The 9748-nt window shown below is 37.8% G+C and carries 13 protein-coding genes and 1 pseudogene; 9 read left to right on the forward strand and 5 right to left on the reverse strand.

Annotation, left to right across the window (positions count from 1 at the left end):
- Nucleotides 1-165 (forward strand): transposase (locus tag CHB62_RS13720; protein ID WP_254919389.1); only part of this gene is annotated, 165 nt, incomplete at its 5' end.
- A 221-nt stretch (nt 166-386) separates the two neighbouring features.
- Here the strand turns inward: CHB62_RS13720 and CHB62_RS13730 are convergent.
- The 4 genes and pseudogenes from CHB62_RS13730 to CHB62_RS13745 all read right to left on the reverse strand — a co-directional run.
- Nucleotides 387-1454: a nucleotidyl transferase AbiEii/AbiGii toxin family protein gene (locus CHB62_RS13730; protein WP_089367275.1), complete on the reverse strand. Its 1068-nt coding sequence runs from the start codon at nt 1452-1454 to the stop codon at nt 387-389.
- Nucleotides 1451-2161: a DUF6577 family protein gene (locus tag CHB62_RS13735; RefSeq protein WP_089367276.1), complete on the reverse strand. Its 711-nt coding sequence runs from the start codon at nt 2159-2161 to the stop codon at nt 1451-1453. Before CHB62_RS13735 ends, CHB62_RS13730 begins: the two co-directional genes overlap by 4 nt.
- A gap of 96 nt (nt 2162-2257) precedes the next feature.
- Nucleotides 2258-2566 carry a helix-turn-helix domain-containing protein gene (locus tag CHB62_RS13740; protein WP_089367277.1) on the reverse strand — a complete coding sequence of 103 codons (309 nt, stop codon included), beginning with the start codon at nt 2564-2566 and terminating at the stop codon, nt 2258-2260.
- Nucleotides 2554-3036 (reverse strand): annotated as a pseudogene (locus CHB62_RS13745) (bifunctional DNA primase/helicase); the annotation flags it as partial. The gene CHB62_RS13740 and the pseudogene CHB62_RS13745, both read right to left, overlap by 13 nt.
- Before the next feature lie 463 nt (nt 3037-3499).
- Here CHB62_RS13745 and CHB62_RS13750 point away from each other — a divergent pair.
- The 8 genes from CHB62_RS13750 to CHB62_RS14740 all read left to right on the forward strand — a co-directional run bounded on the left by CHB62_RS13750 (nt 3500) and on the right by CHB62_RS14740 (nt 9098).
- Entirely contained in the window at nt 3500-3967 is a 468-nt protein-coding gene (locus CHB62_RS13750) for a HEPN family nuclease (RefSeq protein WP_141240441.1), read from the forward strand.
- Between the two features lie 167 nt (nt 3968-4134).
- Nucleotides 4135-4965, forward strand: a complete 831-nt coding sequence (locus tag CHB62_RS13755) for a penicillin-binding transpeptidase domain-containing protein (RefSeq protein WP_254919393.1) — start codon at nt 4135-4137, stop codon at nt 4963-4965.
- Nucleotides 4966-5026: 61 nt separating this feature from the next.
- Nucleotides 5027-5443, forward strand: coding sequence for a hypothetical protein (locus CHB62_RS13760; RefSeq protein WP_089367280.1), 417 nt, complete (start codon nt 5027-5029; stop codon nt 5441-5443).
- 480 nt (nt 5444-5923) lie between these two features.
- Nucleotides 5924-6109: a hypothetical protein gene (locus CHB62_RS14735; RefSeq protein ID WP_141240442.1), complete on the forward strand. Its 186-nt coding sequence runs from the start codon at nt 5924-5926 to the stop codon at nt 6107-6109.
- A gap of 82 nt (nt 6110-6191) precedes the next feature.
- Nucleotides 6192-6686 carry a hypothetical protein gene (locus CHB62_RS13765; RefSeq protein ID WP_141240443.1) on the forward strand — a complete coding sequence of 165 codons (495 nt, stop codon included), beginning with the start codon at nt 6192-6194 and terminating at the stop codon, nt 6684-6686.
- A gap of 280 nt (nt 6687-6966) precedes the next feature.
- Nucleotides 6967-7617: an HNH endonuclease signature motif containing protein gene (locus CHB62_RS15095; RefSeq protein WP_089367282.1), complete on the forward strand. Its 651-nt coding sequence runs from the start codon at nt 6967-6969 to the stop codon at nt 7615-7617.
- Nucleotides 7618-7975: 358 nt separating this feature from the next.
- Entirely contained in the window at nt 7976-8539 is a 564-nt protein-coding gene (locus CHB62_RS13775; RefSeq protein ID WP_089367283.1) for a hypothetical protein, read from the forward strand.
- Between the two features lie 73 nt (nt 8540-8612).
- Nucleotides 8613-9098: a hypothetical protein gene (locus CHB62_RS14740; protein WP_141240445.1), complete on the forward strand. Its 486-nt coding sequence runs from the start codon at nt 8613-8615 to the stop codon at nt 9096-9098.
- 39 nt (nt 9099-9137) lie between these two features.
- Here CHB62_RS14740 and CHB62_RS13780 read toward each other — a convergent pair whose 3' ends face one another.
- The gene (locus CHB62_RS13780; RefSeq protein ID WP_089367284.1) at nt 9138-9428 is read right to left on the reverse strand and encodes a hypothetical protein; all 291 of its coding nucleotides are present in this window, start codon (nt 9426-9428) and stop codon (nt 9138-9140) included.
- Between the last annotated feature and the right edge of the window lie 320 nt (nt 9429-9748).

The following is a 9748-nucleotide window of genomic DNA, read 5'->3' on the forward strand; positions in this document are numbered from 1 at the left end:
AAGACATACATATTAGCATGGTACGACCATTGTATAACAAATGGAACAATTGAAGGCATTAACAATAAAATAAAGGTTCTGAAAAGACAGATATACGGATTCAGAAATGAGGAATACTTCACATTAAGACTATATGCATTGCATGATAGGCATCTACGCATTTAACGGAAGAACCAAAAAAAAGAGGAAATAAAACAAAGAAAAGATTTATCCAACAACTCTGCCAAAATAAAGAAAGAGAACAATCCAGTCCAAGATAAAGAAGAGGATATCCGTTTGCAGAGTTTCAGACCTAAGTGGAGACGTTAATGGAGTGTATTTGTAATTATTTATCGAGCTGGTTAGATTTTGGCAATAATACTTGTTTGTTGCCAAAATCTAACTGATTATTTTTGTAATAGTTCGCTCGTCTTAACCCAATAGAAGAAAGCTTCAGGTAGTACTTTCTTCAATTTGTTGAGTTTATTATTGACGGAAGGAGACAATTCCATGGCAAGTATGGTGTTTAGATTTCCATCGTATTTCTCAATTCTCGTGCTTGATTTTTCTATTGAGGTAGCAAGATAAGCTGCACGAGCCGAATCTACGATAGCTTCTTCTATGCGATATTTCCCCTTATAGATGTAGCCGTCTATTTTCTTAATGCCACTTTGCAGCATATTGAAATCACCTTTACCCATTTGCCCTCTGGTAGCCAGACACAAGGCGGTCTCCCTAATATCCTCATAAATGAGTGATAGTTCAGCGGGTAAGCCCCGGTATTGCAATTCTATTTCCCCAATTTGGTTGAAAGTATCCTTAGTGCGCTGAAAGTAACCAGAATGTTCAAACAGCCTGCCTACATCATACAGCTGCTTGATGATTTCCAGTGAGCAATCTCTGTCCCTCTTGACATAAGGAATGCCAGAGGTATTGGGGGCAAATGCCGTAAGTTTATCACCGAGAATATCATCAGCAGAGGGCACAGTTACCTTCAATGGCTCATTGTCCAATTCTATAAAAGGACCTTTAATCTCGACTTCTTCGGTAGCATGATATTGTAAATCCTCGTACAGGACATCAAGCAGTATGTATGCAGGTTTATCATCGTTCTTATAAGCTATGTGATAAAAGAATCTCGAGTGGCTCTTGGGAATATTCGTGTCTCTCTGCTGCCGCTCTTCAAGAGTTTTGGATATAAAACCGAACTTTTCTATATCTTTCAGATATGGCTCAATATCCGTACCTGGTGGACAGATAATGTCAATGTCTATGGATAGTCGATGGGCAGATTCTCCCAAAATAAGCATCAGAGCCGAACCGCCCTTGAAACAGAAAGGGCAACCGGACAATTTCAGCATCTCCAAGAGCGACATTGCCCTAATAACTTTCTCTATCAGATTCAGGTCTTTATACTTGTTACGAACAGATATGGCCTTTATCCATTCTGCAGTCATACATTCCTTCTTGATCATACAAATTCCTTGATATATTTTTCTATTTGCGGTTTAATATTGCGCCGTGAGGCATAACGCAGTAACATTCCTATATTCACATTATAGTTGGCAAAGGCATTCTGCATCATGTACAAGGACTCTTGACCTTGCAAATAGAAGAAATCCTTGTCACATTGGATATCAACTAAGAGTTTCTCTATTGTTGGTACATTGATACCGTTTACTTCCTGTATGGGCGATTCTGAAACAAGAGGCTTCACAATAAAGGATCTTTTGTCCAACCGGATATAATCGGGCATAATATCCTCCTTTGGCGAAAGGAAACTGCGTTCGTGCATATCCTGTACAAAGTGGAAAATGGTTTCAGTGGCATCACGCTCCGTTTCGATATAGATATTGTTGTTATACGACAGGTGATGCTGCAAGTCAGACAGTATTTCACCATTATAGACACAAAAGTCCAATAAGGGATGTACCGCTTTTAATTTCTTATACAACCGAATGGAGTGAGCATTAGGAGCAGGACAGAAAATGGCTTTAGGGGTTGTTGTATATACTCCTTTGCTTATTCTGAATATTTTTTTTTCGTCCAACAACTTGCGTAAATGCCAAGACAACATCTTCTTGGAAAGTTCAATCTTCCCAGAAAGATACTCAGACAAGTCATTCGTTCTGAATTCCTTGTTGGTGTTTGCAAAATCTACAATGATATTACTGACGTTCATCCTGCTATCACTAATGGTTCGATGCAAAGATAGTTAGATTTTGGCAATAAAACAAATATATTGCCAAAATCTAACTTATTATTATACCGTCTTTCGTTACCAACCATCTCGCTTCCGTATCATTTCATCTATTTCTTCCCGAAGGAAAAGTAACCTGCCATTAGCTTTGAGATAGGGAATTTTTCCTGCCCACACCCAATTATAGATGGTCTTTTGTTCTACTTTGAGTATCTTGGATACATCTATGATATCCAGATATTCCGGTTTCAGGGGTGGATGGACAGTTGTGTCAACAGATTGCTCTTGCAGAATCAGCAGGCGGTCGAGTTTGTCCTCGACACGCATCAGTTTATCAAACAATCGTTTCTGCCATGTATCTTCTGTATGATGTTCTAAGTACGACATAGTTCTCCTTTTTGATAGTTACCATTGGTATCTTGTGCCAAGATACGTTGTTCTTTCATATAGGCGATGTATTTCTTTGCAGTTCTGCCCTTGATTTCCATTTCTCGCATCAGTACCTCACAAAGTTCTTGGTAAGTGAGCTTGAAAGAATTTCGGAAGGCTTCTTTGACAACGGCAATGAGTTCATCAGTCTTGCGCTTTTCCTTGTCCTCTTTAGACTTCTCGCCACGATAGACGTGCATGTCTTCAGTTTTATCCCAGCCGAAAAGCATCATCGGTATGTCCAACGGACTTCCGTCACGGACTTTCAATGCTTTTACGACCGAGTATTCGGAATTATCATCTTTCTCTATGGAAAGAATTCCCACTGCTTTGCGCTGCAATTCTGAGACGATATGCCCACGGAGTTTGATTCCATTCGATACCAAGTGTAGCACGCATACAATGCATATATTGTAGATGCTTATCAATCAGTACAGTTCTTTCAAGGAAAAGAATACAGTATTTGGCTGCCCTTGGGGAGCTCTAAGAAGGAATTAACTAAAAATCCCTATATGAAAAAAATCACTTTGTTATACAAACTTTTTGCAAGAAAGAAACATTTAATAAGAAAATTTATCTATCTTTGCAGTGGACTTCCAGTACGTCTGTGTGCAGATGTGCGTCACAAAGAGTTCAACTTTTAAAAAGAGCGTTTGCTTTAATTATCCTTCCTCTGAAACGTGGAAAATTTCAATACTGCAAGGATGATGACAGCAAGGCTCACGCTTGGGATTATTGTACCCTTACCAATGGGGATAATATACCTCAATGCGTGGGCTATTGTTGATTATCTGCAGTAGGTACTTTCCACGACCACAGAGGGGATAACAGCAATAGTTCCCACGCTTTTTCCATTTACCTAAATAGTAACCGCTTACTTCTGGGAAACAGTTGGCAAAAAGACATAGTATGCCAATAAAAATGATTAATGGATTTAATGAAGATAAACTTTTTATCCTTTATGCCTACTTATGTAGGTACGAGCATAAGATAAAGGGTATCAACACTTTAAAAGAACTTACTTCGATGTACCCTAATCTTCACAAGTTGGAGAGCTTGATTTCTTCTTTTTCATGTAACATCGTAAAACGAGAGTCCATGCCAGCTATGGGACTTCTTGCTTTACCTAATATACTATATATGACCAATAGTAAAAACTCTAAAGTTTTATCTTTTCTTACACATATTAGAAATTCCATAGCACATGGTCAAATTATGAAAGAAAAAGATTATATACATATCATTGATTATAGTGAGAACAAAAACACAAAAGAGAAAATATACACAGCAAGGGGGAAAGTGGAAATTCCCAAGATAGAAGCTATTTTAGATTTAGTTATTGAAAATGTGGAACTATGAAACAATCCCTATTAACCATTTTATTCACTTTCGTGCTTGTAAATGCAAGTAAGGCGCAACAAGTAACCCATATTGTACATGCAAATGGATACTTGCAAAGGCAAGTCAATTCCATACTATCTCATAATATAAAAGGATTAAATGCCATTAACGGACAAGTAATAATAATGGATTGTAAGTCTGGAGAGATTAAGGCAATGGTAAACTTGATGAATACTAAATCAGGAATCAAGCCAGCAATAAGACAATTGTCAGAACCAACTGCCTTAATGCGTACAGTTTCATTATTAGCAGTATTGGAACAAGGTAAGGTAAACCAGAATGACAGTATTGATACTAAAGCAGGAATGCTTGATATAAACGGCTATCTGCTGGAAGACTACAACTGGCGTAGAGGAGCAAATGGAAAGACAAGCGTACAGCAAGGCTTTTTGTTATCATCGAACATCGCTACCTATTTGGCAGTTAAGCAAGCATTTGGTAAGGAGTATGACAGGTTCTATAAAGCCATTACCAATATGGGCTATGGTTTACCACAAAATAGCTTCAAAGCAATCTTACCAAGCCCTTTCAATGACATTTCTCTTGCCAAGTTTGTAAATGGAAAGAATCAGCACATATCACCTTTACAGATACTTACATTTTATAATGCCATAGCCAATAATGGTAAGATGGTAAAGCCAATATTCCAGAAAGGTGATACCACCATTATAAAAGAACAAGTAGCAAGTAAGGAGAACATTACTACTATCCAGCAATTGCTTATACAAAAAAGACTTACTACCAAAGTCTTCTCTGATAAAATCCCCATTGCGGGAGAACAAGGAGTAGCTGTTGTTAAGGAAGATGGAGATAACACAATTTACTGCTTACAGTTCTGTGGCTATTATCCATCAGATAATCCACAATACAGCATTATCGTTTCTTTGAACAAGAAAGGATTACCTGCAAGTGGTGGAATGGCTGGAGAGATAGTGAGCCAGATTTTCGAACTATAGAGATAGCGTTCCAAGATATAATCCTTATAAATGAAATTACTTATATATTAATCATACAATTATGAGAAAGCTTATTCTATCATTAATTTTACTTCTTTTTGTATGCAACATACATGCACAATCTATTCTGAAACTTAAAAGTTACGCAAAGATAACACAGACAAATAACCCATATCATAAAACAGATAGACGAATTCCTTCTGTAGTATATCTTCATAAAGGAGGATGGTGGGAAGTCTATTCTGAAGGGAAACATTATACTCTTTATACAGAATATACGCATGAAGCAGAAGAAGGGTATTACTATCGTGGATTTGATAATTTAGGAAGGAGAATCAGTGTCAGCTTTTTAAATGTGAGTTTCTTAGCTGGCAGATTACTATATCAACTTGACATTAGATATATAGAAACAAAGAATAAGTTTAGTGTTGCTTATTTAATTGATGGAACAGAAATGCCATCCGCGTTACGTTTCTAATGTTTAATATTATTTTGCACCATTTGAGCAATCATTTGGTGCTTTTCGTTGATGACATTTTTACTCTGAAAATTCTTATATATACCCAAATGTAAAAATGTCACTCCAAACGAGAAATTCTGACTTTAAGTGCACTTTTACTCGATTTTTCAGAAAAGTGCGAAGCAGCTTGGATTTACAGAATAAGATACCTATATTTGTTTCAGATATTCAGGTAATCTCAACGATATAAAGGAAATATGGAGGTACAGCAATGTACCTCTTTATTTATTGCTTGAAGTGTCGATTTTTTATTTATAAGCCACTACAGATAAAATTGAAGTACAGATATACTTAATGAAAGAAAAACGCATTACCAATGAGAGCCGTATGGGAATTGCCAATGAGAGCAATAGATACTACTAATAAAAAACTATTACTCATACAGCTCAAATCTTTCAGATTTTCGCTTATCTAAACTTATTGATTTAGCAATGAAGCATGATTATAAAAGCAACAACAGGAGAACAATTTGAAACCCGAAAAGAAGCCAAAGAACGTGTTGGAGGTAAATGGGCATTTGAGAGATTAGTAAAAAACGGAGAGATAAGATTTATAAAGGATGGTAATAACATAGCAAGCGATGGATTACACTACCCTAAGCAAGGAAATCGGAGCTTGTCTTAATCCACTGCAAGCATACATATACTTGGGATTATGCCTACATACAGATTTTAAGAATGATATTTCAAACATTAACCAAGATACGTTGGCAAAATTCCTACAATGTGATGTCGGTACCATACAAAGAGCCCTACGAGTGTTCCAAGAGAACAACTTGCTTACCATTTATCAAGATAGATATGGCTGGAGAGAAAAGAACAGATATAAGCTAATTAGAACTAACTGGTTTGGCGTTAAAAGAAAGATACTGAAAGAAAACATTACAAGAGAACAGATAGGCTTTCTCTTATTGTTGAAAAGTCTTTGCTACAGTCACTGTAATTACACTGATTACTATGGCAAAGACTTACAGGAAATAATGACTCTTAAACGGAGCATGATTGACAATTATTTGAGGGCATTGGAAGCCAAACAATATATCAAGAGAGATAAGAAGAAGAAACGGATAACAATACTCCGAGATGATTTATTCCTAACAACAAAAGAATCAGAGAAAGAGAAAATTATGAAACTATGCCCAGAGGTTATGGGTGATAATGATTACATTGATGAATATGGACAATACCATTTTGTAGACTAAAATCAAGGAAGCCTTACACCATATTTATAAGACAGGAGAAAGGGCTACTAACAAAGATATAAAAGCTACCCTACAAACAATTTACACTAAGTTTGGTTGCAAGAGAAAGGCTAAAGGAACACAGATTACTGAATATGGCTTTGCCACACAAAGATGTAAAATCCCTACAGATAAGGGGAGAAAAGATGGAATGATATTATTCACAACATAACTACAGGCAATGATAACAAAAGAACACTTATAGGCACTCGTCAACGAGGCTAAAAGTCTTGTTGACATATTGAAGATACTGAATAAGAGGCAGAGTAAAACTAACATAGAAGAGCTTACTACTTTATTAGATAAATACGGCATAGCTTATCATACTCTTCCCATTAGACTGATACAAGAGAAAATTCCCTTAAAAGACATACTTGTAGAAAACAGTACTTATCAATCTTCTAAACTAAAGAAGAGACTGATTGAAGAGGGTATCAAGCAGGAACATTGCGAAATATGCGGACAAGGTAACACATGGAATAACAAACTACTTGTCTTGCAATTAGACCATATCAATGGCATACACACAGATAACCGATTGGAGAACCTGCGCATCGTCTGCCCAAATTGTCATACACAAACAGATACGTTCTGTACACGAAAACTTAAACAACACAACTACTGTAAAGACTGTGGAAAAGAGATTAGTCCTAAATCTACTTGGTGTCCCGAATGTGCATTGAGACATAACCGTGTACACAAGGTCTCACCCTCTGATAAGCCCTCTAAAGAAGAGCTACTACAGCTAATAAAAAAGAAACCATTTACTGAAATCGGTAGACTGTACGGAGTAACAGACAACGCTATCCGTAAATGGTGTAAAAAGATGGGACTACCCTCCACGAAAAGAGAGTTAAACACATTATATAAGAAAAACACAGATAGAGGATAAACAGCAATACCTCCTATTTCAAAGTGTGATATTATTTTCACACAACTGACCCAAATATGTTAGTTTATTACAGTATTATTCAAGATGTTTTTGTAACTTTGCGATACGATAGAGTGTTGACCTATAGTTGACCTCTTATCCGCACAGAGTTCATTAACAAGCTGATAAATAAGCTCATATATAGTTTGTGTGGTGAGACTCATAATCTGGAGGTCCCTGGTTCAAGCCCAGGCTGGTCCACAAAGGGTAAGAAGAGCTTTACACGATGCTGTAAAGCTCTTTTTTTCTTATAGATGATTTGTTATGCCACAGACGGTTTGGAAGGAGAGAGACGGGGACGAAATTAAAACGAAGGTGTATGAAAACAAGATGTAAGATACTGATAGTACTTATACAGGTGCTTGCTTTCTTCAGCTATATAGGTTGCTTTGTCTATCTAACTTATAGAGCTGATAAAAGGCTGATATACGTAGATATTCCTGTGAAATATACTCGTGATGCTATTACCGGGAAGGAGTATGGAATAACTATCACGGGAAATAAGGGGAAACACACTGTCAACTTAAAATCAGATAGTTACCCTGACAAACGCTTTGAGGCCACCTACTTTGGGTCTATTACTTATCCACAGCGTTCATTTGATAGTATAATAGCCTCCCATCCAACGTCTCTGGGCTGCTATTTAGAGCCCGATTTCAAGGAGAAGCAGCAGGTGTACATTCCTTTTGTCTATGCTGGGCAAAGAGAGAAGACATCGGTTTACTACCTAAACTTAGTATCTTATGTCAAATGGGAGTATGGCTTTTTATGGTCTTTCTTCAGTCTCTTTATGGTCCTAATGTGCCTATTTACCGAGAAGATAGACTCGTCTATATTAGCTTGGATCATGGTTTTAAGTGTTATATTTAGTATCCTCACATAACGTAAAGGAGCGTCTTACAGACAGGTAGCAGTGGTCGGCCCCACGTCACCTCCTCCTACTCATTAACCAAGAAATGATGATGAAACATTATTATTCATTACTCCTAACGATCGCCTCATTGTGCTGCGTGAACCTATCTTATAGTAGGGTGCTACCCCACAAGACCGTGGCTTCCTCCCCACAGCACGCAAGTAAGCACATAGAAATAGCCACTTTCGAGAAGGCAGACCACTGTGTAAGCTACCTCTACCACGTAGATAAGCGTACAAAGCGGTTGGTTTATAAGATTTATTGTGACGATGGAAGCGCTATAACCGACTTAGGTAGCTACAAGCGTAGCAGTAAGTCATTACGAATCTATGAGATTTATAATGCGTCAGCTGACAGTTATCTCTACGTTATATACGATGTCTCAACCGATAAAGGGTATCTGACACGGACCAGTTCCATGGAGGCAACGCTCCTTAAATCGTCCATCAACCTAAGCGAACCGTCTCTCTCCGTGAAGATGAGGGGCACAAACAGGGTGGTGAAGATAAAACTGAAAAGAGTATTCTAAGCCAAACCGAATATCCGAACAGGAATATTACGTATGTCACTAACCCACTCCACCAATCGTGCTAAGCCCTTCTGACGTTTGCATTAAGGCTTTATCCCATCCGTGCTCACCCTCCAGACCTTTTTTGTTAGTCCTCAGAGCCATTTGTAATAATCCACTAAACCATTTGTAACAGTCCTTTGAACCATTCTTATTAAGCCTCCGAGCCACTCTTGTTAGCCCTCTGCTTACACCTATAAAACCATTGCAATCTTTGTCGCGATAGGCATCCTCCTCCCTTTCGAGGAGAGGTTGGAGGAGGGGACCACACCCACCTCCGTTCAAGAACATGCCCTTTAACGATGAAGAACATGCCCTTCAAGAGGCAAGAAGGAGGGTGTGTCAAAATGTCCACATCCTCTTTTTTTATGCACAAAGCCCCGACTTTCTCAAGCCAGGGCTTTGCTATTTCCTAAAGTTTTTGTACCTTTAGGCATTCAAAAATTCTCATTATGACAAAGGTACACTTTCGTTCTTACATACACAAGAAAATGATTCTTTTTCCTCAAAGAATCGATAAGGATATCGCAGAAGATGACCCTGTTCGTCTTTTAGACGCCTTGGTGGATAATCTTATGTTGGATAATGTCTACAAGCTTTATAAGCCCAGT

The sequence above is a fragment of the Prevotella jejuni genome (genome assembly GCF_900187995.1).
Taxonomy (GTDB): Bacteria; Bacteroidota; Bacteroidia; order Bacteroidales; family Bacteroidaceae; genus Prevotella; species Prevotella jejuni.

Bases quoted from the DNA above. Each gene is read 5' to 3' on its own strand.
- CHB62_RS13730 (WP_089367275.1), bottom strand. From the start codon at position 1,454: ATGATCAAGAAGGAATGTATGACTGCAGAATGGATAAAGGCCATATCT.
- CHB62_RS13735 (WP_089367276.1), bottom strand. From the start codon at position 2,161: ATGAACGTCAGTAATATCATTGTAGATTTTGCAAACACCAACAAGGAA.
- CHB62_RS13740 (WP_089367277.1), bottom strand. From the start codon at position 2,566: ATGTCGTACTTAGAACATCATACAGAAGATACATGGCAGAAACGATTG.
- CHB62_RS13755 (WP_254919393.1), top strand. From the start codon at position 4,135: ATGGATTGTAAGTCTGGAGAGATTAAGGCAATGGTAAACTTGATGAAT.
- CHB62_RS13760 (WP_089367280.1), top strand. From the start codon at position 5,027: ATGAGAAAGCTTATTCTATCATTAATTTTACTTCTTTTTGTATGCAAC.
- CHB62_RS14735 (WP_141240442.1), top strand. From the start codon at position 5,924: ATGATTATAAAAGCAACAACAGGAGAACAATTTGAAACCCGAAAAGAA.
- CHB62_RS13775 (WP_089367283.1), top strand. From the start codon at position 7,976: ATGAAAACAAGATGTAAGATACTGATAGTACTTATACAGGTGCTTGCT.
- CHB62_RS14740 (WP_141240445.1), top strand. From the start codon at position 8,613: ATGATGATGAAACATTATTATTCATTACTCCTAACGATCGCCTCATTG.
- CHB62_RS13780 (WP_089367284.1), bottom strand. From the start codon at position 9,428: ATGTTCTTGAACGGAGGTGGGTGTGGTCCCCTCCTCCAACCTCTCCTC.